The following is a 24,744-nucleotide window of genomic DNA, read 5'->3' as shown; positions in this document are numbered from 1 at the left end:
CGTCCCCCGAATTCTCAGCTGTGACGTATTCGAGACCTCGGGGCGCGCAACGGGTGTCGTTCTCCAGTCGTTTTATCTCATGAGCGTGTTACGTTGGCGCCATGTCCGACACCACCACCGTCGTCTCGCCGGCCACCCCGGCATCCGCCGCCCCGCTCCGCGAGGTCGGTGCCCTCATCCGGGGCGCCCGCAAGGGCCGCAGCATGACCCAGGCGCAGCTCGCCGAACGCGTCGGCACCAGCCAGAGCGCGATCAACCGCATCGAACAGGGCGGCCAGAACCTGTCCCTCGAGATGCTCACCCGCATCAGCGACGCCCTCGACCAGCAGATCGTCTCGATCGGCGGCGCCCCGCAGCGTGCCCACCTGCGCGTGCAGGGCGGCCGGAAGCTCAGCGGCTCCATCGCCGTCAACTCGAGCAAGAACGCCGCCGTCGCGCTGCTCTGCGCCTCGCTGCTCAACCGCGGCGTCACCCGCCTGCACAAGGTCGCCAGGATCGTCGAGGTCGACCGGATCATCGACGTCCTCCGCAGCCTCGGCGCGAGCGTCACGTGGTCCGAGGACGGCGAGACCCTCGAGATCGTCGCACCGTCCGACCTGCACCTCGACGCGATCGACGCCGACGCCGCCCGCCGCACCCGCAGCGTCCTGATGTTCCTCGGTCCGCTCAGCGGCCGGTACGAGTCCTTCCGGCTCCCGTACGCCGGTGGCTGCGACCTCGGCACCCGCACGGTCGAGCCGCACCTCATCGCGCTGCGCCCCTTCGGCGTCGACGTCGAGGCGACCTCCGGCTGGTACGAGGTCGGCGTCGCGAACCAGGACGTCCCCACGAAGTCCGTCGTCCTCACCGAGCGCGGCGACACCGTCACCGAGAACGCGATCCTCGCCGCGGCCGCCCGCGACGGCGAGACCGTCATCCGCAACGCCAGCCCCAACTACATGGTGCAGGACCTCTGCTTCTTCCTCGAGCTGCTCGGGGTGCAGGTCGAGGGCATCGGCACCACGACGCTCCGCATCACCGGCAAGAGCCGCATCGACGAGGTCGTGGACTACTGGCCGAGCGAGGACCCGGTCGAGGCCATGAGCCTGCTGACCGCCGGCATCGTCACCGACTCCACGCTCACCGTCACCCGAGCGCCGATCGAGTTCCTCGAGATCGAGCTCGCGACCCTGGCCGAGATGGGCCTGCGGTTCGACGTCACCGACGAGTACCCCGCCGCGAACGGCCGCACCCGCCTGGTCGACATCACCGTGCACCCGTCCGAGCTGCACGCCCCGATCGACAAGATCCACGCGATGCCGTTCCCCGGGCTGAACATCGACAACCTGCCGTTCTTCGTGGTCATCGCCGCGATGGCCGAGGGCACCACGCTCGTGCACGACTGGGTCTACGAGGGCCGGGCGATCCACCTGCTCGACCTGACCCGCCTCGGCGCGAGCGTCACCCTGCGCGACCCGCACCGCCTCGACGTCACCGGTCCGACGCACTTCTCCGGTGCCGAGATCAGCTGCCCGCCGGCCCTCCGCCCCGCGGTGGTCATCCTGCTGGCGATGCTCGCGGCGAAGGGCGAGAGCGTCCTGCGCAACGTGGGCATCATCGCCCGCGGCTACGAGCAGCTGCAGGAACGGCTGAACTCCCTCGGCGCGTCCATCGAGACCTTCCACGACTGAGGCGACCGCCTGCCCGCGTGACCCGACGGCCCGTCCCCGCAAGTGGGGACGGGCCGTCACCCGTTCTGCGCGGATCGACCCGTGCCTCCAGGCTGATGCGCAGGAGCGCTCCACCACCCATCCAGGCGACCGGTGCTGGATGGGGTGATGGCCACGAGATCGCTCTTGACCGTCCCCCTGTCCATCACCGTCGCGGCCGCCGCGGCGGCCTGGTTCGTCCTCGGCCCCGCCGCCGCGCTGGCGTTCGTCGCGCTCGCGCTCCTCGAGATCGCGATGGCCGCCGACTCGTCGGTGCCGATGGCCGGCATCGCGGGACGGCTGCACTCCCCCGCCCGGCGCCTGTTCCTGTCGCTCGGGATCGTCGCAGGCGTCCTCGCGATGCGGCTGCTCCTGCCGCCGGCTGCCGTCGCGGTCGGCGACGCGACCGACCCCGCGAGCTCCGTGCAGGAAGCCGTCTTCGCCCCCGGCTCGTTCTCGGCGCACCTCGCCGAGGTGCGCCCCGCCCTCGCCGCCTTCGGCGCCGCCTTCATCTGGCTCGTGTTCGCCGAGTACCTGTTCAACACCGACCGTGCGTCGCGCAGGTCCTGGCTGGGCCGCCTGGAGGCCCGGCTCGCCGCCGTCGCGCGTCCTCGCGTCTGGTCCCTGGTCACCGCTGCGACGGGGGTCGCCGTCACGGCCGTCCTCGTCGGCGTCGACCGCGCATGGTCGCCGGGTGCCCTGCTGCCGGTCGTGCTCGGCGGTGCGGCGGGCATCGTCGCGTACCTCGGGTCGAAGCGCGTCGCCGCCTGGGCGCTCGACGGGGTCGGCTCGGACACCGCGTCGATCGGGGTCGGGCGGGGTGCCTGGCGGATCCACGCCCACGCGTCGACCGTCGTGTTCGAGCGGGGGCTCGTGGTGTTCATGCTGTTCGAGATCCTGGACGGCGTGTACAGCCTGTCCGGGTCCGGGACCCTCGGCGCCGACGGCCTCGGAGCGCTCGAACAGGCGGCGGTCGCGGTGGCGGCGATCGGCGTCGGTGCCGTGTTCCTGGCGCGGTTGACCTCACGGTTGGACGAGGCCGCGGGACTGAAGCGGCTGCGGTACCTGAAGGCCGGGGCGGCGTACGTGCTCGGAGTGCTCGCGGTGCTGCTGTGGGCGAGCCTGCTCGTGCCGATCCCCGGGGTCGTCGTCGCCTGGTTCGGCAGCGTGGTGATCGGTTCGGCGCTCGCGAGCTCGTTGCCGTGGCGGGCGTGGTGGCGGCGGGTGGCGCGGGGGTCCGCGAGGTCGCGCAGCAGCAGCGGCCTCGCTCCGTGAGTCAGCGGTGGTCGCGGCGAGCGGCGGCTGCGGGAGCGTCATCGCGGACACCGGCGGCGAAGAGTGCCTCCTGCGCGTCGGCGAGGTCCTTGCCCTCGATCGAGAACGCGTCGAAGACCGCGTGCCGGAACCCGAGCCACCCGACCACGACACCGACCGCGACGAGCGCCGTGAGGATGCCGTACATGACCTCGGGGTGGTCGAGGAGCAGCGGGGTCACGAACGCCAGCAGCGCCGCGGCGATCCGGGCCACCGCGATGATCGTGCCCTGGACCGAACCGCGGAGCAACGTCGGGAACGACTCCTGTGACCAGACCTTCATGATCGCCTCGAAGGCGAACGCGTTGCCCACCGCGCCGAACGCGAGCATCGCGACGAGGGTCGGCAGCGAGAAGCCGAACACGAGCGGCAGGCCGTAGCTCACCACGAGGCACACGGCGCCGACGATGTAGAACGGCATCCGCAGCCGACCGTCGACGATGCGCATGAACCAGAACGCGAGCAGCATCCCGATCGGCACGCTGACCAGGTTCATCGTCGAGAAGAACGGCACCGACAGCCCGACGACGTTGACGGCCACGTAGGCGCCGAACTGCCCGCCGGTGTTCGCACCGAGGTTCGTCAACGTGTAGAAGACCAGCAGGGACAGGAACGGCAGCAGGAAGATGCGCTGCGTCAGCACGTCGCGGATGCCGTGGCGGGCAGCACGGACGGTGTGTACGCCCGCGGCCTTCTCGGCATGGGCGTCGGACCACGTGGTGGACTCCGGGATCGTGAAGCGCAGGACCATCACGACGAGTGCGACGACCCCGACGTGCGCGAACATGATCTGACCACCGGCGCGGCCGAGGTCCCCGACGCCCGCCGAGATGGCGTAGGTCGCCAGGATCCCGGCGAACCAGAGCACCTGGGAGAAGCCGACGAGCTTACCCCGGTTCTCGTCGGTCGCCGCCTCGGAGATCGTCGCGAGCGAGACCGGCAGGTCCGCTCCGGTGCCGAGGCCGACGAGGATCGTGCCGATGAGCAGCCCCGCGAACGCCGGGCTCGCCACCAGGACCCCCGCACCGACGACGGTCATCGCCATCGTCACGATGAACACCGCCCGACGACCGAACAGGTCACCGAGCCGGCCGCCGGAGAGCGCGCCGATCGCGATGCAGAACGTGAGCGCGCCGGAGAGCACCCCGATCTGCGTGCCGGTGATGCCGATCGACTGCTGGTACAGGACGAGCGCGGTGCCGGAACTCACGATCGCGGCCGCGTCGATGTACGAGGCCATCCCCGAGACGACGGCGACCCACCAGGGGTGCGGTCGCCGGGCGGGCTGCTGGGGTCGGTTCACTGCGTTCTCCTTTGAACGTCGGCCGAACACCGGATGAAACGGTTCAACCGGTCGGCGGCACTGTAGCTCGCCGAGTGCCGCAACCGCAAGGATCGTTCACTCCGCCTGCTGCCCACAGCCTCGCTGTTCGTTTCCTGAGGACATTGACTTCTGCGAATCCCAGAACCTACGGTCATCGCAGCGGCACCGTCGCCGCGCGTTCCCGAGGAGAACACCATGTCGATCGAGCACCTCGCCCGTGGCGTCGCCCATCCGGCCATCGAGTACCGTCCGGAGCTGCGGTGGTGGCTCGCCGAGGGCCTGCACACCGATGTGACCCTCCGACGCGAGGTCGACACCGCCCACGCACTCGGGTTCGGCGGCATGGAGTTCCTGGCGATGGACGAAGGAGCGATCGACCACGGCCGGTACGGCTGGGGATCCGAGGAGTGGGTGCACGACTCGCAGATCGTCGTCGAGGAGACCACCGCCAGGGGCATGTCGGTCAGCTTCACGTCCGGGACGAACTGGTCGAACGCGAACCTGCCGACGATCGACGCAGACCACCCCGCCGCTGCGCAGGAACTCGACGTCGTGCACGAGGACCTGCCCGGCGGGACGAGCCGCTCGGGTGCGCTCCGTCGGATCGACCTCGACGCGCCGATCGCACACACGACGCTCCCCGGTGAACGCGGGACGGTGCGCGTCCAGACGCTCGTCGCGGTGGTCGCGACGCGCGTCGTCCCGGACTCCGCCGGTTCCGGCGCCGCGACCGTGCTGGACCCCGGCTCGGTGGTGGACCTGACCAGCGCGGTCACCGACGAGGCGCTCGACTGGACCGCACCGGAGGGCGGCACGTGGCGCTTGTCCACGTTCTGGAGCCACGGCACCGGCCAGACGGCGTCACCGTCGGCGACGGTCAACTGGACGGTGAACTACCTGGAGCGAGCGGGCGTCGACGCCGTGATCGACTACTGGGAACACGTCGTCCTGACCGCTGAGCTCCGCGCCGAGATCGCCCGCAACCCCCGTGCCCAGATGTACATGGACTCCCTCGAGCTGTCGACCTACGGCGCCGGTGGCCTCTTCTGGGGAGCGCACGTCGCCGAGGAGTTCCGGACGCGCCGCGGCTACCCGATCACGCCGTGGCTGCCGTTCCTGACCCGCAGCGCCCCGTTCATGGCGTCGAGCACCACGTACCACGCCGAACCGGTGCCGGACCGGGCGGTCGACGTCGAGAAGGTCCGCTTCGACTACGTCCGGACGCTCACCGACCTGTACATCGAGAACATGCTGCGCCCGTTCGCGGCGTTCCTGCACGCCAACGGCATGACGCTGCGGTCCGAGATCAGCTACGGGCTGCCGTTCGAGTTGACGCGCCCCGGGCCGGAGGTCGACGGGATCGAGACGGAGTCGCTCGAGTTCGCCGCCCAGATCGACGCGTACCGGCTGCTCGCAGGGCCGGCGCACCTGTTCGGCAAGCAGTACTCGTCGGAGACCGGTGCGACGACCCGCAACCACATGCTCGACCACCGGTTCTACGACCAGATCGTCGCGACGCAGCTCGCCGCCGGCATCACGAAGACCGTCCTGCACGGCTGGGCGAGCACCACGGGCGCCGAGGGCGTCACGAGCTGGCCGGGACACGAGGGCATGTGGAGCATGTTCTCGGAGCGCTTCGACGCCCGGCAGCCCGCTGCCGAGTTCTACCCGCTCTGGAACGACGCGATCGGCCGGTACCAGTACGTCCTGCGCCAGGGACGCCCGCGGATCGACGTCGGCATCCTGCACACCGACCACTTCACCGACAACGCGTCCGGCATGGTGTTCTGCGACGCCGACGGTGGCCGCGTCCCCGACGAGGTCGCCTACGGCCAGTACTGGATGCGCGACCGGCAGAACCACTGGTGGCGCGACCTCGGCATGCAGGACGCCGGGTGGACGTACGAGTTCCTCGACGGGTCGCTGCTGCTCCGCGACGACGTCCGGGTGGACGGCGGCCTGGTGCAACCGGACGGCCCCGGGTACCAGGCACTGCTCGTCTTCCAGAGCGCGCTCGATGCCGACGTCGCAGCACGCCTGCTCGCCTGGGCCGAGGACGGCGTGCGGATCCTCGTCGTGCACGGCACGCGTGAGCTCAAGTCGCTGATCGCCGGGACGGACACGCACCACCCCCGAGCGGCCGCCCGCACCCCGGGCCTCGACGGACGCGACGCCGAGCTCGCGGACACCGTCGAGCGGCTGCTGGCCCTGCCGTCGGTGACCGCGATCGACGACGCCGCCGACACCGTCGCCGCCCTGCGCGGCCTCGGCGTGACCGGCCGCGCCGAGTTCGTGACGGAGGACCGGAGCGTCCTGTCGCACCTGCGCGAGGACGGTGACCTGCTGCACGTGTACCTGTACCACTTCCTGTACGAGACGACCTCGGCGACCACCGTGGAGGTCGCGCTGCCCGGCACCGGCGCGGTGTACCGCGTCGACGCCTGGTCCGGCGCGGTGTTCCCCCACCCGGCCGCACGGACCGAGGGCGACCGGACGATCGTCACCGTGGACCTCGCGCCCGGTGAGACCGCGCTGTTCACGCTCGACCGCAGCGGGCCTGCGCGCGAGACCGCACTCGACGCCCGGCTCGGCGGACGCACGACGACCGACGTCGTCGTCGAGATGACCGACTGGCGGATCGCGGTCGAGAGCTGGGACGCGGGCGGTGAGGAGCTCATCACCGAGGACCGCGGCCACGGCTACGTCACGCGCGAGGTCCGGCCGCTGACCGACGTCCGACGACTCGACGCCGGTACCGGTCCGCTCCGTCCGTGGAAGGACCTGCCCGCCGTGGGACCGGAGGTCTCCGGGGTCGGCGAGTACGCCACGTCGTTCTCCGTCGACACGGTGGACGACGACGGCGCCCGGTTCCTGCTCGACCTCGGGTCGACGGCCGGCGGGCTCGGTTCGGTCGTGCTCAACGGCGGACCGGCACGCGGGTTCGACACCTCGCACCCGGTGGTCGACGTCACCGACGACCTGCGCGTGGGAGAGAACACGGTGGTCGTGCGGGTCGCCAGCTCACTCAACAACCGGTTGCTCGCCCGCGGGTACTACGAGGACGTCCCCGACGTCATCGCGCAGCTGCTCGGCGACCCCGACGCGGTGCAGACGACACACGTCCGCGACCACGGCCTGCTCGGTCCCGTTCGTCTGGTGGTCGGATGACCCGTCGCGGCGGACGACCGAGCGGTGTGGACGTGCGCCCCGTCATCACCCCCGACCCGTTCGACATCCGGGTCGCGCTCGCGGGCATCGTGCACTGGGCGGACAGCCCGCAGGTCCGGCAGCGCATGATGACCGCGATCGACTTCCCGGTGGCCGATCTGTCGATGTTCCTGGTGGTCAACCAGCTGACCTACCGCGGCGCGACGAAGCCGAGCGTGCTCGCGGGGGCGTTGGGCACCGGTCGTGCCAACCTCACGAAGATCGCGAACCGGCTCGAGGACATCGGGCTCGTGGTACGGGTACCGGCTCCCGATGACGAGCGCAGCGTGTTGATCGCGCTCACCGCCGAGGGCCGCGGGTACGGCGAGCGGATCAGCGACCAGCTCAGCCAGGACCTCGATGCGGTCCTCGCCCACTGGGGTCCGAAGGACGTCGACGCCCTCCGGCGGGTGCTCGCGCGCCTGCGACACGACGCGGCGAACGGGTCCTGAGCCGAGCGTCGCTCCGGCACCCGTGTGCACGATCACCGTCGGCCGCGTTGACTGGAGTGTCGGTCGAACGAGGAGTGCACGTGCTGGGTCCTGAACTGGTGGTCGTCCTCGGCCTCGCCATCGCACTGACGGCGGGGATCGCGGACCGGATCCGGGTGGCCCCTCCGGTCCTGCTGCTCGTCTTCGGCGCTGCGCTGGCCTTCGTGCCGGAGTTCGCGGACGTCGAGCTGCCGGCCGACGCCGTCCTGCTGTTGTTCCTGCCGGCGCTCCTGTACTGGGAGAGTCTGACGACGTCGCTGCGCGAGATCCGGAAGAACCTGCGCGGCATCGTCCTGATGGGCACGCTGCTCGTCGTCGCCACGGCGGGCGCCGTCGCCGTCCTGCTCCACCTGCTCGGCATGCCGTGGGGTCCGGCCTGGGTGCTCGGCGCCGCCGTGGCCCCGACCGACGCGACCGCGGTCGGAGTGCTCACGAAGATGCTGCCGCGCCGGAACGTCACCGTGCTGCGGGCGGAGAGCCTGGTGAACGACGGCACGACCCTCGTCGTCTACGGCATCGCGGTCGCCGTCACGGTGGGCACGCAGGAACTCACGTTCTGGGGCGTGTCGGGGATGCTCGTCCTGTCGTACCTCGGTGGGGTCGCCGCGGGGCTCGCCGCGGCGTGGGTCGGCACGCTCGTGCTGCGCCGGGTCGACACCGTGGTGCTCGAGAACCTCGTCACGCTCCTCGTGCCGTTCGGTGCGTTCCTGGCTGCCGAGGCGATCGGCGCCTCCGGTGTGCTCGCCGTGGTGGCGGCCGGCATCGTCGTCAGCCAGGTCGGGCCGAAGCTCGACCGCGCCGAGACCCGGCAGCAGGTCCGCGCCTTCTGGTCGTTCCTGACGTTCCTGCTCAACGGTGCACTGTTCGTCCTGGTCGGCATCGAGGCGATGGTCGCGGCCCGGGCGCTGACGCCGTCCGAGCTGCTCCGCGCCGTCGGCGTCGTCCTGGCCGTCGCGGTCGTGCTCGTCGTGGTCCGGTTCGCGTTCCTCAACGCCGCGGGCGGCACCGTCTGGCTCGTCACCCGTCGCACGGGAGGCGCGCCCCGCGAGGGCCACCGCGACCGGCTCGTGAGCGGCTTCGCCGGGTTCCGCGGCGCGGTCTCGCTGGCGATGGCCGTCGCCGTCCCCCGCGTTCTGGAGTCCGGAGCGGACTTCCCGGACCGCGACCTCATCGTCTTCGTCACGGCGGGCGTGGTCGTCGTCACCATCGTCGGTCAGGCACTCGTGCTGCCGGCGGTCCTGCGGCGGGCTGCGCTGCCCGAGGACGAGTCGGTCGGTGAGGAACGTCGCTACGCCGAGCGGACCGCGATCGAGGAGGCCCTCGACGCCCTGCCGCGGTTGGCACGGTCGACCGGAGCCGACCAGGCCACCGTCGACCGGGTGCGCAAGGACTACGAGGCGCACCTGGACGTCATCCAGGCGCGCGAGGAGGACGACGACGAGCACCCGGCGGTGCAGCGGCACGACACCGCCGTCGCGCTCGAGCTCGCCCTGGTGCAGCACAAGGCCGCGACCCTGCTGCGGCTCCGTGACTCGGACGAGATCGACGACCTGGTGCTCCGCCAGGTCCGCGCCGGCTACGACGCGGAAGAGGCGCGACTCGACGGCATCACCCCCGCGTAGCGGGACACCGGACGGGGCGGTCAGACCGGTCGCGCGCGGTCAGACCGGTCGGGGGCGGTCAGCCCGCGATGCGGAAGCCGATGTGGCTCATCCCGGTGTCGGACTCCTGGCCACGCCGTGCCGCCGGACGGTACCGGCGGCAGTAGCTGTCGGCGCACAGGAACGATCCGCCCTTCACGACCCGGCGCTCGACGGTCACGGCCTCGGACGCCGGCGCACAGCAGTCGTGCTCGGCGGCGGGGTCCACGTACCGGTCGCTCGTCCACTCCCAGACGTTGCCCGCCGTGTCGTGCAGACCGTAGCCGTTCGGTGGGAACGACCCGACCGGCGACGTCCGTCCGTACCCGCGTTCCGCGCGCCAGGGGAAGTCGCCGTGCCAGTAGTTCGCGCGCCGCTCCCCGGGGCGCTCCGCCTCGTCCCCCCAGGTGAACTCCGCGCCCTCGAGGCCACCGCGCGCCGCGAACTCCCACTCGGCTTCGGTGGGCAGTCGCCCGCCCGCCCACACCGCGTAGGCAGCCGCGTCCTCGTGGGCCACGTGCACGACCGGGTGGTCGGCGCGGTCGGCGATGGTCGAGCCGGGACCGGAGGGACGACGCCAGTTCGCGCCGGGCGTCCACGCCCACCACTGGCTGAGGTGTCGGAGGTCCACCGGCCCGCTCGTCCCGGTGAACACCATCGAGCCGGCGTGCAGGTTCTCGGCCGGGGCACCGGGGAACTGCGCCGGGTCGAGGGGCCGCTCCGCCACCGTGCGGTACCCGGTGGCACGGACGAACGCCGCGAACTCCCGGTTCGTCACGGCCTGCGGGGCGATCTCGAACGCGGCGACGGTGACGCTGCGCGCCGGGGACTCCTCCGGGTAGTGCTGGTCGGAGCCCATCGTGAACGCGCCGCCGGCGATCCGCACCATCGAGGAGCGGATCGCCGTGGCGGTGGCCGGGCCGGTGGTGGTCGGCACCGTCAGTCGCCGCCGGCCAGGAACGACTGCAGCTTGTCGACCGCCTGGTCGATGCTGAACGTCGCCGCGCGCTGTCGTGGCGGGAACTCCTCGAAGGTCTCCAGGAACTGGGTGACCAGCGTCGTGGCGGCGAGCAGCAGGTAGTCGTTCTCGAACAACCAGTCGAAGTACGTGTTCGACGTCTGGTCCGCTCGTTCGAACGGGTCGGTCCGCAGGTTGTAGAGCTTCGGGACCCGCAGCACGACGAACGGATCGAACCAGACCTGCAGGGTGCCGGTGACGCGCTGCTCCATGAACACCGCCTTCCAGTTGTCGAACCGGAGCGCGAGGACGTCGCCGTCGTCCGAGAAGTACACCAGGCCCGGTCGCGGACCCTGCTCGACCTCCCCGGTCAGGTACGGCAGGAAGTCGTAGCCGTCGATGTGCACCTTGTAGGTCCGGTCGCCGATCGTCTTCCCGACCTTGAGCTCCTCGACCGTGGTCGTGTCCCCCACCGCCGCCAGGAACGTCGGGAGCCAGTCGTGGTGCTGGATGATCGCGTTCGAGATCGACCCCGCCTCGATGTGGCCGGGCCAGCGGATCATCTGCGGGACCCGGAACGCGCCCTCCCAGTTCGTGTTCTTCTCACTGCGGAACGGGGTCATCCCGCCGTCCGGCCACGTGTTCATGTGCGGGCCGTTGTCCGTGGAGTAGATCACGATCGTGTCGTCCGCGATCCCGAGCTCGTCGAGCTGGTCGAGGAGCGAGCCGACCACCAGGTCGTGGTCGATCATCGTGTCGTGGTACGGCGACTGCCACCGGCCGGCCTGCCCCCGGCTCTCCGGCTTCGGGTGCGTCCGGAAGTGCATGTGGGTGGTGTTCATCCAGACGAAGAACGGGGTCTCGGACTCCGCCTGACGCCCGATGAAGTCCACCGCGGCGTCCGCGAACTCCTCGTCGATGGTCTCCATGCGCTTCTTGGTCAGCGGGCCGGTGTCCTCGACGCGCTGCTTGCCACGTCGTCCGTATCGACCGTCCTCGGTGTCGTCGTCCTCGTCGGTCGACCACGAGTGGATCACGCCGCGCGGCCGGGCCCGCTCGTTGAAGGCCGGGAACTCCTCGATGGACGGCCAGTTCGCCGACTCGGGCTCCTCCTCCGCGTTCAGGTGGTACAGGTTGCCGTAGAACTCGTCGAACCCGTGCGCCGTCGGCAAGAACTCGTTCTTGTCGCCGAGGTGGTTCTTGCCGAACTGCCCGGTGGCGTACCCGTGCGGCTTCAGCACCTCGGCGATCGTCGGGTCCTCGGCGCGGAGCCCCAGGTCCGCGCCGGGCATGCCCACCTTGCTGAGCCCCGTGCGGAACACGCTCTGTCCTGTGATGAAGGACGACCGGCCGGCGGTGCAGCTCTGCTCCCCGTAGGAGTCGGTGAAGCGCATGCCCTCATCCGCGATCCGGTCGATGTTCGGTGTGCGGTAGCCCATCAGGCCATCGCTGTAGGCGCTCAGGTTCGTGATCCCGATGTCATCGCCCCAGATGACCAGGATGTTCGGCTTGTCCTTCGGCATCGCTGTCCTCCTCGTTCGTGTGGTCGTGCTCGTGCATGGATCGTGCTCGGGTGCGCTCCGGTGCGGGCCACCCCGACCGGGTGAGATCGTGGACGTCGTCTGCTCAGCCCGTCAGCAGCGCGACGGCCACCGCGACGGCGGTCGCCAGCGCACACGCGATCGGCAGGAGCCCGAGTCCCTGGGCCGCCGTGGCGGTCGACCGCACCACCAGGTGCCGACCGTCGAACCGGCGCAGCAGGAACCCCAGGACCACGACGACCACGAGGCCGACCCCCGCGATCGGGAGCGTCCACCACCAGTCGAGGGGCGCCACGAGGCCGAAGACGACGAAGAAGGCCACGGTGGACACGAGCGACGCCGCCGTCACGAGGACGAGTGTCCGAGCCGATGGACCGACTGCGCTCGTCACGGGTGCCCACCAAGGTCGTGCGCGATCGCCCGGAGGTCCTCGTCGGAGAGCGTCGTCCGGAGCACCGTGCCGCCGAGGTCCGTCATCGCGCCGACGAGCCGGTCCCCGTCGACCGACGCCACCGAGACGATGACGGCCGCCCCGCCCCGCGCCAGCTCGGCGGCGAGACGCTCCCGGAAGTCCGCGTCCACGCCGGCACGGTCCAGGCTCGCGAAGAGCGCCCCCACCGCACCGCCGACGACGAGCCCCGCGAACGGCATGAGGAACAGGAACCCGAGCACGGTGCCGAACACCGCGCTCGAGGCCGCCCGTGCACCACGCTGCGAATCACGCCCGGTGGAGTCGACGTGGGTGCGACCATGCTCGTCGACGTGCACGACGGCGATGCCGTCGAGGGCGATCTCCGCGCGGCGGTCGAGGCGCAGTGCGGCGTCGTGCGCCGCCCGGGCGCCGTCGTCGTCGTCGAAGGCGATGACGACAAGCTCGGTCGCCCGGTCGCTCACGCCGCAGCCGGTGCCGGCGCCGCGCGGGTGCTGCCGACCGCGTTCGCCTTGATCGCGTCGAACTCCGCCGCCGTGATCGTGCCGGCGTCGAGGAGTGCGCGTGCCTTCGCGATCTCGTCGGACGGGGACGTGCCCGCCACGGTGCGGATGTAGCCGTCGGCGGCGTCCTTCTGCCGCTGGGCGGACTCCGCGCTGCGGTCCGCCATCCCACGACCGCGTGCGATCAGGTAGACGAACGTCGTCAGGAACGGCACGAAGACCAGGAAGAAGACCCAGATCGCTTTGTACCACCCGCTGAGCGAACGATCCCGCACGAGGTCCGCGAGGACCGAGAAGAGCGCCATGAGCGAGGCGATGAGCGCCGAGATGAGCAGCCCGTACCAGATCACTGCCCAGAACGTGTACCAGAAGTCCATGATCGTGTTCCCTTCAGGAGTGCGTGGGCGTGCTGTCTAGCGCCGACGGCGCGCGGCCGGCACCACCCGCTTCGGGCGATCCGGCGCGACGGGCTTCCCGGTTCACCCGATCAGGATGGTGCGCACCGGCCCGCGCGGCCGGACGATCCGGGGCATGGACACACTCCCCTCCTGGCGCCCGGGGCACGCCCGCGACGCCGTCGAACAGTTCCTGGCCCGCACGACCGGCGGGGACACCCCGCTGCCGGTCGACGACCGCGTCGCCGTCTTCGACAACGACGGCACGCTCTGGAACGAGAAGCCGATGCCGACCCAGCTGCACTGGCTCGTCCAGCAGTGGGCCGCTGCAGCGTCCGCCGACCCGGAGCTCGCTCGCACGCAGCCCTACGCGGCCGCGCAGTCCGGTGACCTGTCGTGGATCGGGGGCGCCGTCGACCGGCACGCGAGCGGGGACGACTCCGATCTCCGGCTACTGCTGGCGGCGGTGGGGCGTGCGACCGCCGGCATGAGCGTCGACGACTACCGACGGCTCGTGTCGGACTTCTACGCGCACGCCGAACACCCCGTGCTCGGCGTTCCCTACGCGGCGACGGTCTACCAGCCGATGGTCGAGCTCGTGCGGCTCCTGCACGAGCACGGGTTCACCTGCTACGTGGTGTCCGCGGGGGAACGCGACTTCATGCGTCCCATGACGGAGCAGAACTACGGCATCGCCCCGGAACACGTCATCGGCTCCGCCATGGGCCTGGAGTACGTCGACGGCGAGGTCCGCTACGTCGACGCACTCGCGTTCTTCGACGACGGCCCGGAGAAGCCCGTCCGGGTCTGGAGCCGGATCGGACGGCGGCCGGCGGTCGCGGTCGGGAACTCCGACGGCGACCGGGAGATGCTCGAGTACACCGTGCCCGGCCACGCAGGACTCCGTCTGCTCGTCCACCACGACGACGACACCGGCCGCGGCGACCAGCCGTACGACAAGGGCGCCGAGGTCGTGCTCCGTGAGGCCGACGAGCGCGACATCACCGTGGTCAGCGTCCGCGACGACTGGGCCACGGTGTTCCCGACGTGAAGCGCATCGGCCGGAACCACGTGCTGCGCTCGGCGATCGCCGCGACGACCGCGGTGCTCCTCGCGACCGGGGCGATCGTGACGACAGCGGTCCCCGCATCGGCTGCGGACCCTGCGGCGATCGAGGTGAACAAGCTGGTCGACGGCGGCAAGAGCGCCACCCTCGGCCCCGGCGACGAGTTCACCTTCACGATCCGACTCGGGTGCGATGACGCCGACTGTGTGGACGCCCGGATCGTCGACACCCTGCCGGCGGAGCTCGAGGGCTTCCCGATCGTCGACCTCAGCGCCACTCCGCCCAACCCCGCCGCGCCGGCAGACCCGGACTGGGTCGTCACCCACACCGGCTGCGGCGGCACACCGGCGACGGTCGTCACCAGCGACCCGCCGTGCGTGGGCACCCTCGAGTTCGTCCAACCGCTCGCCGACGGCTCCCAGGGCCTCGCCGCGGGCCAGGCGTACACGCTCACGGCGACCCTTCGGGTCCCCGCCGACCTCCCGCCGACGTGGCCCCACAACGGCCAGCCGATCACGAACACCGGTACCGGCACCGCGGACAACGCCGCGACCGCGTCCAGCGCCGCGAAGGTCACCGTGGACATCCCGACGACCGTCGACGTCGCGACGACGAAGTCCTGGACGCCCACGAACGAGCAGTACTCCCCCGGCGCACCGTCGACCATCGAGCTCTCCGCCTCGAACGCGTCGAACGTCCCCGCCACGTCCCTCGTCGTCCAGGACCCGTCGAACGCGGCGGAGGGTGCGGCGACGCTGGACGCCACGAACCCGTTCCGGTACGTCGACGTCACCGGACCCGGCACGATCGCCCTGCCCGCAGGAGCGACCGCCGTGCAGGTCGACGCGTACGTGCTCGACCCCGGGACCGGCACCTATCGCTGGGTCACCGGGACTCCTTCGCCGCCGGGATCCGCGACGTTCCCGGCCGGCGTCGACGACGCCGACGTCGCCGGGGTCCGGTACACCTTCACCGGCCCGGACGGGGCCGTCCTCACGCCCGGCGATCCGGCTGCCTCGATCCAACTCGACGTCGGACAGCGCAGCACCGAGCGGGACTCCGACGTCGAGCTCGGCGAGGGATGGTCCGCCACGAACACCGCCGCCGCCACCGTCTCGGTCCCCGGGCAGGACCCCGCGACGAGCACGGCCTCCGCCGAACACACCGTCTCACCGACGAACCTCGGAGCAGCGGTCACCAAGTCGATCGACCCGGCGCGGGTCCCCGCGGGCACGAACGCGGTCGGCAGCGTGACCGCCACGAACACGTCGGACGGACCGGTCGAGGAACTCCGCGTCAGCGACCTCGACTACTTCACCGCCGACGTCGGCTTCGCCGGGTTCAGCAGTCCGCTCGCGTACCCCGCGACCGCCACCGGCGCCGACGTCGTCTGGCACTTCAGCGACGGGACGACCCGCACCGATCCGTTCGCCGACGGCGACACCCCGGCGGCCGCGGCCCCGGACGGCACCTTCGTGACCGGGTTCGAGATCGTGTACGACGGCCCGATCGATGCCGACGCGACGACGACGACGCGCTTCGGCATCGACACCGCGCTCGATGCTGCCGACGACGCACCACTCCGGACCACCAACCGTGCGACGGCCTCCGTACGCAACGGGGGTACGACCGCCGACGACGGCGCGTCCGCGCCGCTCGACGTGTTCCGCCCGGACATCGAGATCGCGCTCTCCAAGACCCTCAGCCCGCAGGAGCCGATCGCACCGGGCGGGACGGTCGTGGCCCAGCTCCCGGCCACGACCAGCACGGACTCCGCGTTCGTGACCCCGACGACGATCACCATCGAGGACGTCGCGCCGACGCCCCACGACGACGGATCGTTCTGGAACGCGTTCGACCCGGTCGCGATCGCGCCCACGCAGGTGCCCGCGGGCACCACGCTGACCATCGACTACACGTCCGACGACGGCGCCACCTGGCAGCCGCTCCCGATCGACGGCCTCCCCGCCACCGGCCCGACGAACTTCTCCGGCACCGTCCCCGCCGACCTCCGAAGCGCGATCACCGGACTCCGGTTCGTGTTCACGAACCCGGACGGCTTCCCGCAGGGCACCACCGTGCAACCCAACGTCGTCTCGCAGGCCCGTGCGGACCAGCGGTACGGCGGTGGATCGACGAGCACCCCCGACGCCGGTCCGTCGACCTACACCAACACGGCGACCGCACAGGGCGAGGGTGCCGTCGACGGCGGCACCACCATCGAGAGCGACGTCGTCGAGGCCGACGCCGACGCCGACATCGAGTCGACGACCGGGACGGGGAGCACGATCGCCGGGAAGCGGTGGACCGACACCGACTTCGCCACCGACCGGACCACCGTGGACAGCCAGTCCGGCGAGCAGTTCGGGTCCGTCCTCGAGTGGGGCTCGCGGACGACCGGGACGTCCCAGATCGTCGTCACCGATCCAGCAGGCAACGCGGGGAACCCGGCCGCCACCGTCTTCCAGGCGTTCGACCTCGAGTCGATCGACCCGATCGCGGTGAGCACCGACCCGCTCTGGCGGTGGGACACCGTCACCTCCGTCGAGCTCTTCAGCGACGGGACGTGGTCCACCGTCCCGGCGCCGACCTCCGGCTGGGTCGACCAGACCGGCTTCGTCGGGTACGCGCTGACGAGCGAGCAGACCGCTGCGACGACGGGCGTCCGGATCACCGTGGCGCCCGACGACGACGCCCGCGCGGCGAGCACCGACCCGACCCGACCCGTTCCGGGGTCGGGGATCGCCACGAGCACGACGCCGCGACCGTTCCACCTCACCTGGGAGCTCCGGAACTCCCTCCGAGCACCGGGCACCGCCGACGTCGAGTGGGTGAACGGCACCACCGACTACAACCTCAGCACCGCCGGGTCCGTCCGCAACGCGGTCGACGTCACGGCCACGACCGACGACGGAGACCAGAGCTCCACTGCGGTCGACGACCTCGTCATCCTCGACCGGCCGCCCCTCGTCGGGCTCGCGAAGACCTCCGAGCACGACAGCCTCGCCGTCCCGGCACGCGGTGACGTCGACCCCGACGAGTACCCCACGAACGACTTCACCGTCACCGCCACGAACGGCTCCGCCTCGCGCGCGTCGTACGTCCGCGTGACCGACCCGATGCCGTGCACACCGGCGACCCTCTCCGACTGCACGAGCGACCCCGACGCGTGGTCGGCGGACCCCTTCGACGGAGCCGACTCCACGACCGGCAACCCGTTCGAACGGTTCACCCTCACCGGACTCGACTTCAGCGTCGACGACGACGAGGTCGACGCGGACGCATCGACGGTGACGTTGCTGCACCGGAGTGACACCGGGACGACCTCCAGCAGCACGACCTCGATCACCGGCGCCCGGGCCCAGACCGCGGCACAGCTCGCGGACGTCGTCGGCGTCAGCGTCGTCTACCAGGGCACGGACCCCACCCGCACCGGCGGGACCATCTCCACCGGCCGACCGCTGACCATGACGATGCACACGCAGTTGCGGGCGACGCTCCGGAGCCTGCCGTCCGTCCCCGTGACCGCGACGACCACCGTCACGAACCGGGCGTTCGCGCAGTCGTACGACCCCGTCCTGGCGCCGTCCGGTCAGACCAGCACCCCGACGGACACGGCCTCCGCGGCCGTCGCGCTGGTCCGCGGCGTCCTCGACGTCACCGCGGAGAAGACCTTCACACCGGACACCCTGCTCGAGGCCGACCGCAGCGACACGATCGACGTGCGCCTCGACGGTGCGCAGGGCGACGACGCGACGGTCTCGCCGGACACGGTGACCATCGAGGACACCGACCAGGACTTCTGGAACGACGTCCGGCTCGCAGCGTTCTCCGCGGACGACGTGACGTTCCCGGCCGGGGCCGACCGGGTGAGCGTCGACGTCCAGCTCGACGGCCAGCCTGCGTGGGAGCTCGGGGCGGCATCCGACTCGGCGACGTTGCCGACGTCTGACACGGCCGCGATCACGGGCATCCGCTTCGTCTTCGACCGAGCGGACGGCGACGTCCTCTCCCACGCCGACCCGCCGGCAGCCTGGACCGCCGCCGCGGTGCTCCACGTCGTCGTGCTCCCGGTCGGCCGGGACGGTGCACCCGTCCGGTTCCCCGGCACCCTCGACGACTCGGCGACCGTCACCGCCCACCGCAGCGACGACACGCTCTTCCCCGACGCCACCGCCGCCGCGGACGACACCCTCACGCTCGACCCGGGTACCCGCCAGCTCGACGTCGCCAAGGCGCCCGCGAACGACCAGCACACCGTGCCGGTCGGGACCCCGGTCCCGTGGACCGTCACGATGCGCAACACCGGGACCGGCATCGTCACGCTGACGTCCGTGCGCGACGAGCTCCCCGAGGGCCTCACGTGGGACGGAACGGACCCGACGTTCCGCACCTCGCCCGACGGGACCCTGTCCGCCGACGTCACGACGGTCCAGGACGGCCGGACGATCACGTTCACCTGGCCCACCGACGACGACCGGATGGCCCCGGACGAGACGTTCACCATCACGATCCCCCTGACGCTGGAACCCGGTCTGCACGAGGACGAGCGCGCCACGAACTCGGCCGTCGCCGTCACCGGCTCGGCGCTCGACCGCTGCACGAACGACTCCGGCAACGGGCAGGGCACCATCTCGGGACTCCCTGCCGAGGAGTGCGGCACGACCAACTACGTGCAGCCCACGCCCGGGCCGGCGCTGCAGACGAGCAAGGCGGTGCGTGGCGACGTCGTCGACCCGCTCGTCTCGGGTGCGTCCGACCCGTCGGACCCAGGCACGTCCTGCACCCCGGACGACGACGGCTTCACCCTCCCGCCCTGCGTCGCCGCCACGCGTGTCGGCGGGACCGACGAGTGGCGCGTCCGGACGACGAACACCGGCACCGTCGACCAGGACCGGGTCACCTTCGTCGACCCGCTCCCGCAGCCCGGCGACCGGCTCCTCGCGACCGGGGCTCCGCGTGGGAGCAGCTACCGGCCGGTGTTCGACGACTCCTTCGGCGTGGAGGTCGACGCACCGCTCGGTGCGACGACGACCTGGCAGGTCACGACCGACCGCACCGTGTGCTCGACCACCGACTCGACGACCTGGACGGACGACTCGCTCTGCTCGACGAACACGTGGACCGCGAACGATGCGTTCACCGGCGACTGGGACGACGTGACGGGCCTGCGCGTCTCGGTCGACCTCGGGTCCGTCGGCGGGCTCGACCCGGGCGAAGCCGTCACGGCCCGGTACCGCACCGTCGACGAGCCGGTGACCGCCGCGCACCCGGACGGTGTCCCCACGACGGTCCCGCTCCGCGACGAGACGGCCTTCAACCAGGTCGGGACCACCGCCACACTGAGCGACGGCGGACTCCCGATCGCCCAGGCGCCGGTGAAGGTCGGCGTCGCACCGTCCGTCGGGTCGATGCTCATCCGGAAGCAGGTGACGGGCGCCGGCGCAGGCCGAGCCCCTGATCGGTTCGACGCCGACGTCCGGTGCGAGGTGGCCGGTGTCGCGCTCGACCTGGGTGGTGCCGCCGTGGTGGCCCTCACGTCCGAGAACGCCCTCGAGGCGCGCATCGACGGCATCCCGGTCGGCGCCACCTGCGACGTCGCGGAACGCGGTGCGGTGGGCGCGTACGGGGAGGACGCCCGGACCGTCGCTCCGGGCACGGTCCGGGTGCTGGTCGCATCGACAGCCGACCAGAGCGTGCCGACCCTGCAGGTCGTGACGATCACCAACGACTACGACTTCACCCCCACCCCGCCGACGCCGACCCCGACCCCGACACCCACACCGGCACCGGGCCCTCCGTCGGTGACACCGGGTGGGGACGGCAGCGGGTCGGGTCCGGTCGGCCCCGCTCCGGACTCCCTGGCGTCCACGGGCTACGACGGTCGTCAGGCGGTCGTGGCGCTCGCCATCGCCGCGCTCCTGCTCACCGGTGGCATCGCGATCCGCCGTTCCACCCGCCGTCGGCGTCGAGACGGGACCAGGTGGTCCGGGTGAGGACGCGCCCGGGTGCGGGGCCGACGAGACGAGCCCGTCGCGGCGACGATCCGTCGAGCGGGTGGGCCCCGGACGTGCTCGGTCCCGACTTCGAGGCCCGCTCGTTGCCGCTCGAGGACGACGACGAAGGACCGGTGACCGCGACCCTGGTGCGGCGCACCCGGACCCACCGGCTCCCGCGACGGTGGCGGACCGCGATCCCGTGGCGGTCGGGCCACCTCCCCCTGGGCGGCGCCGACGTGCTCTACGTCCACGGATGGTCCGACTACTTCTTCCAACGCGAGATGGCCGAGCACCTCGAGGCGCTCGGCGCGCGCTTCTTCGCACTGGACCTCCGCAAGTACGGCCGGAGTCTGCTGCCGCACCAGACCCCCGGGTACGTCGACGACCTCGCCGTCTACGACGAGGACATCGCTGCGGCACTCGACACCATCGGGCACGGTGACCCCGAGCACGGACGTCGGCGACTCATCCTGTTCGGCCACTCGACCGGCGGGCTGACGCTGGCGCTCTGGAACAGCCGCCACCGGGGTGTGGCCGCCGGACTGGTGCTCAACAGTCCGTGGCTGGAGTTCCAGGCGACCGGCTTCGCCCGCGAGCTGATCGCTCCGCTGATGAAGCTCGGCGCGCGACGCAACCCCCTTGCTCCGCTCCCGACCGTCGACCCCGGCTTCTACACCCGCGCCGTGTCGAGCGGGTCCGACGGCAGCTGGACCTACAACCAGGCCTGGCGTCCGGAGCGCGGCTTCCCGCTCCACCCGGGGTGGCTCGCGGCGGTGTTCGCCGGTCAGGACCAGGTCGCCCACGGGCTCGGTGCCGAGACCCCGACGCTCGTGCTGCTCAGCACGCACAGCCTGCTGTCCCCGAAGTGGTCGGAGGAGATGACCCACGTCGACGTCGCACTGAACGTCGACGCCGTCGCGCACCGGGCACTCTCGCTGGGCGACGACGTCAGCGTCGCCCGGATCCACGGCGCCCTGCACGACGTGATGCTCTCGGAACCCCGGGTCCGCGAGACCGCCTACACCGCCATCCGACGGTGGGCACGCACGCTCCCCCTGCCGGGCGCCTGACCGACCAGGACGATGACGATGACGATGACCGAGAAGCCCGAGCGCCCCCACTGGACGCGCCGACGCGAGGTGGCGACCGTGGTCCTCCTCTCGATCACCGCGGTGGTGACCGCCTGGTGCGGCTTCCAGGCGTCGAAGTGGGGCGGCGAGATGTCCATCTCGTTCAGCCAGGCGTCGAGCGCCCGGATCCAGGCCGCCGACGCCGCGTCCGGCGCGCGCGACGCACGGCAGTGGGACGTCACCATCTGGGTGCAGTGGGTGCTCGCCGATTCACGGGACGACGCCACGCTCCGCAGCTACGTGCAGGAGCGGTTCTCCCCGGAGCTCCGCACCGCGTTCGAGGAGTGGGACGGTACCGGTCGGACCGCGGACGGGCCGTTCGCGACGGACGCGTACGTGCCCGCCGGATCGGACCGCGCGGCAACGCTCTCGGCGAAGGCCGACCGGCAGTTCGACCGTGCCCTCGCCGACAACCAGCAGTCCGACGACTACTCGCTCCTGACGGTGCTGTTCGCCCTCGTCCTGTTCTTCGCGGCCGTGTCGGACCGAGGTGGCCGCGAGTGGGCCCGCATCGCGTTGTTCGTCGCCGCGGTCATCGGCCTCGTCGGCGGGGCGTGCCTGCTCGCCACGTTCCCCGTCCTGGTCTGAGACGGGCGCGAGCGCGGCAAGAGCGCCGACCACGGACAGGACGGGAGGCCCGGTGCCAGCTGGCACCGGGCCTCCCGTCTCGTGGTCTACGCGTCTTCGGGCGCCGCCGCGTCGGACGCGAGCGCCTTCCGACGCTGCGCGACCTGGACCGCGATCGCGACCGGGATCGCGGCGAGGGCGACCGCCCGGAGCCACGGGCGGTCGAACACGTGCCGGGTGGCGTGGTCGAGCGACACCGGACCGGGGCCGCCGAGCGCGAACATCGCCGCCGAGAAGCCGAGGAACGCCGGGAACTCGAAGCCGCCGTCCGCGTTGAAGAAGCCGTTCGGGGTGTGCACGCTCGACGCGACGCCCATCGTCGTCGCGGCGCCCGCACCGGCGATCGGGGTGGCGAGCCCGAGTGCCAGGGCGGCACCGGAGCCGGCCTCGCCGATGCCGGCCAGCACGGCGTTCCGCTTGGCGGGGCGGAACCCCATCGCGTGCATGCCCTGCGCGGTGCCCTCGATGCCTCCGCCGCCGAACGCGCCGAAGAGCTTCTGGGAGCCGTGCGAGACGAGCACGGCTCCGAGGGCGATGCGGAGCAGGGTCTTGGCGGTGACCGAAGCGGTACCAGTGCTGTGCGAGCTCATGCGCGCGACGGTACGCCGCGACGGTCCGCCGCGACCGGCGATCGTGAGCAGAAATGGTCGGGTCGCCCGGAGGCACCCGACCATTTCTGCTCACGAAGCGCACAGCGCCGCGGCGCAACGAAACGCGACGCGCGCAGCGCGCCTACCGCTTCAGGTTCGTCAGCTCCTGCAGCACCTCGTCCGAGGTCGTGATGATGCGCGCGTTCGCCTGGAACCCGCGCTGCGCCACGATCAGGTTCGTGAACTCCTGCGACAGGTCGACGTTCGACATCTCGAGGGTGCCCGCCGCGAGCGACCCGACGCCGGCCGAACCGGGACCGCCGACGGTCGCGGTGCCCGAGTTGCCCGTGGCACGGTAGCCCGAGGCGCCGGTCTTCTCGAGGCCCGCCGGGTTGGCGAACGTCGCGAGGGCGATGCGGCCGAGGGCGAGCGACGCACCGTTCGAGAACGTGCCCGTGACGGTGCCGTCCTTCGAGATGGCGTAGCCCTGCAGGGCGCCGGCTTCGCGGCCGTTCTGCGAGCCGATCGACGCGGTGTTGAGCGAGGCGAAGCCCGTGAGCTCCCCCATGTCGACGGCGATGCCGCCGACCGTGAGGGCGCCGCCGGAGGTCAGCTTGCCGTCGGTGCCGAACGTGAGCGACCCGTTCGTGGTGGTCCCCTGACCGTTGCGTGCGGTGACGTCCCAGCCGGTGCCGGTGCGCGTGTAGGCGAGGGACATCGTGTGCTTGGCGCCCGAGGCGTCGTAGACGGTGGCCTCGCGGGTGATGGTGTCGCCGACGGCGGTCTCGGACGGCAGGTTGCCGGCGACCGAGGCGGAGGTGGTGCGGACGGCCGGTGCCGCGGCGTCGAGCGGGAGCGTGATGTCAGCGAGGCCACCGTTGTCGTTGACGACGCCGTTCGTGGCCGGGTAGCCCTGCACGATCTTGCCGTCGGCGGTGACCAGGCGGCCGTCCGCGTCGAAGTCGAACGCACCGGCGCGGGTGTAGACGGTGTCGTTGCCGAGGCGGGTGACGAAGAAGCCGTCGCCGGAGATCATCAGGTCGGTGGCCTTGCCGGTGGCCTGGGCCGAGCCCTGCGCGAAGTTGGTGGAGACGCCGGCGACCTGGACGCCGAGGCCGATCTGCGCCGGGTTGGTGCCGCCGACACCGGTCTGCGGTCCGCCGGCACCCTGGGTCATCTGCGACAGGGTGTCCTGGAAGACCGTCGACGAGGCCTTGAAGCCGACGGTGTTGACGTTGGCGATGTTGTTGCCGGTGACGTCGAGCATCTGCTGGTGCGAGCGGAGGCCGGAGATCCCGGAGTAGAGCGAGCGGAGCATGGTGCGTCCTTTCGGAGAGGCAGGGAGAGCAGGAAGGAGAAGGGGAAGGGGAAGGAGAACGGTCAGGGAGCCGGAGCGGTGGTGGTGATGCCGGAGATCACGTCGAGAGCGACCTCCTTCCCGTTCACGGTGACCGTGGGCACGCTGTTCGCGTAGGACACGGCCGAAGCGGTCCCGGTGACGGCGGTACCGGTCGCAGCGTCGGTGTAGCTGACCTGCTTGCCGACGAGGTTCGCGGCGGCGATGCGCATCTGGAGCGAGAAGTTCTCGTTCCCCGTCGTGGTCTGGTTGGTGATCTGCTCCATCATCGCGAGCTGCGTCTGCTGGCTGATCATCTGGTTGGTGTCCATCGGCGACGACGGGTCCTGGTTCTGCAGCTGCGTGACGAGCAGCTTCATGAACACCTCGGAGTCCATCGTCTGGGACTTCTTCGCGGTCGAGTTCGCGGCGAGGGCCGCGGCCTGGGCAGCCTGGTCCACGCTGCCGGTGATGCCGTCGATGGGCATGGTTGCGTTCCTGTTCG

18 protein-coding genes are annotated in these 24,744 nt (G+C 71.5%); 9 read left to right on the top strand and 9 right to left on the bottom strand.

The genetic code is table 11. From position 1 onward, the window contains the following. The first annotated feature begins 101 nt into the window (after window positions 1-101). Together EDF48_RS11065 and EDF48_RS11060 are read left to right on the top strand one after the other, a co-directional pair. The gene (locus tag EDF48_RS11065; protein ID WP_185002989.1) at window positions 102-1,670 is read left to right on the top strand and encodes a UDP-N-acetylglucosamine 1-carboxyvinyltransferase; all 1,569 of its coding nucleotides are present in this window, start codon (window positions 102-104) and stop codon (window positions 1,668-1,670) included. Window positions 1,671-1,835: 165 nt separating this feature from the next. Continuing rightward, window positions 1,836-2,963: a DUF475 domain-containing protein gene (locus EDF48_RS11060; RefSeq protein ID WP_165932374.1), complete on the top strand. Its 1,128-nt coding sequence runs from the start codon at window positions 1,836-1,838 to the stop codon at window positions 2,961-2,963. Window position 2,964: 1 nt separating this feature from the next. Here the strand turns inward: EDF48_RS11060 and EDF48_RS11055 are convergent, their stop codons facing one another. Beyond that, window positions 2,965-4,305, bottom strand: a complete 1,341-nt coding sequence (locus EDF48_RS11055; RefSeq protein WP_243698090.1) for an MFS transporter — start codon at window positions 4,303-4,305, stop codon at window positions 2,965-2,967. Between the two features lie 216 nt (window positions 4,306-4,521). On the opposite strand from EDF48_RS11055, the gene EDF48_RS11050 reads away from it, so the two are divergent. The 3 genes from EDF48_RS11050 (at window position 4,522) to EDF48_RS11040 (ending at window position 9,646) form a co-directional block, all read left to right on the top strand. After that, window positions 4,522-7,494 (top strand): glycosyl hydrolase, encoded by a 2,973-nt coding sequence (locus EDF48_RS11050; protein ID WP_131879976.1) that lies wholly within the window; start codon window positions 4,522-4,524, stop codon window positions 7,492-7,494. Further along, window positions 7,491-7,985, top strand: coding sequence for a MarR family transcriptional regulator (locus tag EDF48_RS11045; RefSeq protein ID WP_131879974.1), 495 nt, complete (start codon window positions 7,491-7,493; stop codon window positions 7,983-7,985). The genes EDF48_RS11050 and EDF48_RS11045 overlap by 4 nt, the downstream gene beginning before the upstream one ends. Window positions 7,986-8,065: 80 nt before the next feature. After that, window positions 8,066-9,646 (top strand): Na+/H+ antiporter, encoded by a 1,581-nt coding sequence (locus EDF48_RS11040; RefSeq protein WP_131846864.1) that lies wholly within the window; start codon window positions 8,066-8,068, stop codon window positions 9,644-9,646. A 58-nt stretch (window positions 9,647-9,704) separates the two neighbouring features. Here the strand turns inward: EDF48_RS11040 and EDF48_RS11035 are convergent, their stop codons facing one another. The 5 genes from EDF48_RS11035 to EDF48_RS11015 form a co-directional block, all read right to left on the bottom strand. Beyond that, window positions 9,705-10,553, bottom strand: a complete 849-nt coding sequence (locus EDF48_RS11035; protein WP_131880222.1) for a formylglycine-generating enzyme family protein — start codon at window positions 10,551-10,553, stop codon at window positions 9,705-9,707. A 50-nt stretch (window positions 10,554-10,603) separates the two neighbouring features. Continuing rightward, the gene (locus tag EDF48_RS11030) at window positions 10,604-12,145 is read right to left on the bottom strand and encodes an arylsulfatase (protein WP_131879972.1); all 1,542 of its coding nucleotides are present in this window, start codon (window positions 12,143-12,145) and stop codon (window positions 10,604-10,606) included. 103 nt (window positions 12,146-12,248) lie between these two features. Next, entirely contained in the window at window positions 12,249-12,554 is a 306-nt protein-coding gene (locus tag EDF48_RS11025; protein WP_123292747.1) for a hypothetical protein, read from the bottom strand. Beyond that, a complete protein-coding gene (locus EDF48_RS11020; RefSeq protein ID WP_123339568.1) occupies window positions 12,551-13,057 on the bottom strand; it encodes a DUF1269 domain-containing protein in 507 nt (168 codons plus the stop codon). Before EDF48_RS11020 ends, EDF48_RS11025 begins: the two co-directional genes overlap by 4 nt. Then, the gene (locus tag EDF48_RS11015) at window positions 13,054-13,473 is read right to left on the bottom strand and encodes an SHOCT domain-containing protein (RefSeq protein WP_123339567.1); all 420 of its coding nucleotides are present in this window, start codon (window positions 13,471-13,473) and stop codon (window positions 13,054-13,056) included. Before EDF48_RS11015 ends, EDF48_RS11020 begins: the two co-directional genes overlap by 4 nt. A gap of 154 nt (window positions 13,474-13,627) precedes the next feature. Here EDF48_RS11015 and EDF48_RS11010 point away from each other — a divergent pair, with 154 nt between their 5' ends. From EDF48_RS11010 to EDF48_RS10995, 4 genes are all read left to right on the top strand, one after another. Further along, window positions 13,628-14,542, top strand: coding sequence for an HAD family hydrolase (locus EDF48_RS11010; protein WP_131879970.1), 915 nt, complete (start codon window positions 13,628-13,630; stop codon window positions 14,540-14,542). Next, window positions 14,539-20,553 carry an isopeptide-forming domain-containing fimbrial protein gene (locus EDF48_RS11005; protein ID WP_131879967.1) on the top strand — a complete coding sequence of 2,005 codons (6,015 nt, stop codon included), beginning with the start codon at window positions 14,539-14,541 and terminating at the stop codon, window positions 20,551-20,553. The genes EDF48_RS11010 and EDF48_RS11005 overlap by 4 nt, the downstream gene beginning before the upstream one ends. A gap of 74 nt (window positions 20,554-20,627) precedes the next feature. Continuing rightward, on the top strand, window positions 20,628-21,626 hold the full coding sequence (locus EDF48_RS11000) for an alpha/beta hydrolase (protein WP_243648784.1): 999 nt from the start codon (window positions 20,628-20,630) through the stop codon (window positions 21,624-21,626). A gap of 18 nt (window positions 21,627-21,644) precedes the next feature. Then, the gene (locus EDF48_RS10995) at window positions 21,645-22,274 is read left to right on the top strand and encodes a hypothetical protein (RefSeq protein WP_243648785.1); all 630 of its coding nucleotides are present in this window, start codon (window positions 21,645-21,647) and stop codon (window positions 22,272-22,274) included. A gap of 86 nt (window positions 22,275-22,360) precedes the next feature. Here EDF48_RS10995 and EDF48_RS10990 read toward each other — a convergent pair whose 3' ends face one another. The 3 genes from EDF48_RS10990 to EDF48_RS10980 all read right to left on the bottom strand — a co-directional run bounded on the left by EDF48_RS10990 (window position 22,361) and on the right by EDF48_RS10980 (window position 24,727). Then, entirely contained in the window at window positions 22,361-22,903 is a 543-nt protein-coding gene (locus EDF48_RS10990; RefSeq protein WP_131879963.1) for a DoxX family protein, read from the bottom strand. A 142-nt stretch (window positions 22,904-23,045) separates the two neighbouring features. After that, a complete protein-coding gene (locus tag EDF48_RS10985; protein ID WP_123292728.1) occupies window positions 23,046-24,221 on the bottom strand; it encodes a flagellar hook protein FlgE in 1,176 nt (391 codons plus the stop codon). A 62-nt stretch (window positions 24,222-24,283) separates the two neighbouring features. Next, window positions 24,284-24,727: a flagellar hook capping FlgD N-terminal domain-containing protein gene (locus tag EDF48_RS10980; protein WP_131879961.1), complete on the bottom strand. Its 444-nt coding sequence runs from the start codon at window positions 24,725-24,727 to the stop codon at window positions 24,284-24,286. Between the last annotated feature and the right edge of the window lie 17 nt (window positions 24,728-24,744).

Source organism: Curtobacterium sp. PhB191, assembly GCF_004346515.1.
Taxonomy (GTDB): domain Bacteria; phylum Actinomycetota; class Actinomycetes; order Actinomycetales; family Microbacteriaceae; genus Curtobacterium.
This window is presented reverse-complemented; position numbering and strand designations above follow the sequence as displayed.

Excerpts from the sequence above, each read along its gene's own strand:
- EDF48_RS11065 (WP_185002989.1), top strand. The coding sequence starts at position 102 with ATGTCCGACACCACCACCGTCGTCTCGCCGGCCACCCCGGCATCCGCC.
- EDF48_RS11050 (WP_131879976.1), top strand. The coding sequence starts at position 4,522 with ATGTCGATCGAGCACCTCGCCCGTGGCGTCGCCCATCCGGCCATCGAG.
- EDF48_RS11045 (WP_131879974.1), top strand. The coding sequence starts at position 7,491 with ATGACCCGTCGCGGCGGACGACCGAGCGGTGTGGACGTGCGCCCCGTC.
- EDF48_RS11035 (WP_131880222.1), bottom strand. The coding sequence starts at position 10,553 with ATGGTGCGGATCGCCGGCGGCGCGTTCACGATGGGCTCCGACCAGCAC.
- EDF48_RS11030 (WP_131879972.1), bottom strand. The coding sequence starts at position 12,145 with ATGCCGAAGGACAAGCCGAACATCCTGGTCATCTGGGGCGATGACATC.
- EDF48_RS11015 (WP_123339567.1), bottom strand. The coding sequence starts at position 13,473 with ATGGACTTCTGGTACACGTTCTGGGCAGTGATCTGGTACGGGCTGCTC.
- EDF48_RS11010 (WP_131879970.1), top strand. The coding sequence starts at position 13,628 with ATGGACACACTCCCCTCCTGGCGCCCGGGGCACGCCCGCGACGCCGTC.
- EDF48_RS10995 (WP_243648785.1), top strand. The coding sequence starts at position 21,645 with ATGACGATGACCGAGAAGCCCGAGCGCCCCCACTGGACGCGCCGACGC.
- EDF48_RS10990 (WP_131879963.1), bottom strand. The coding sequence starts at position 22,903 with ATGAGCTCGCACAGCACTGGTACCGCTTCGGTCACCGCCAAGACCCTG.
- EDF48_RS10985 (WP_123292728.1), bottom strand. The coding sequence starts at position 24,221 with ATGCTCCGCTCGCTCTACTCCGGGATCTCCGGCCTCCGCTCGCACCAG.
- EDF48_RS10980 (WP_131879961.1), bottom strand. The coding sequence starts at position 24,727 with ATGCCCATCGACGGCATCACCGGCAGCGTGGACCAGGCTGCCCAGGCC.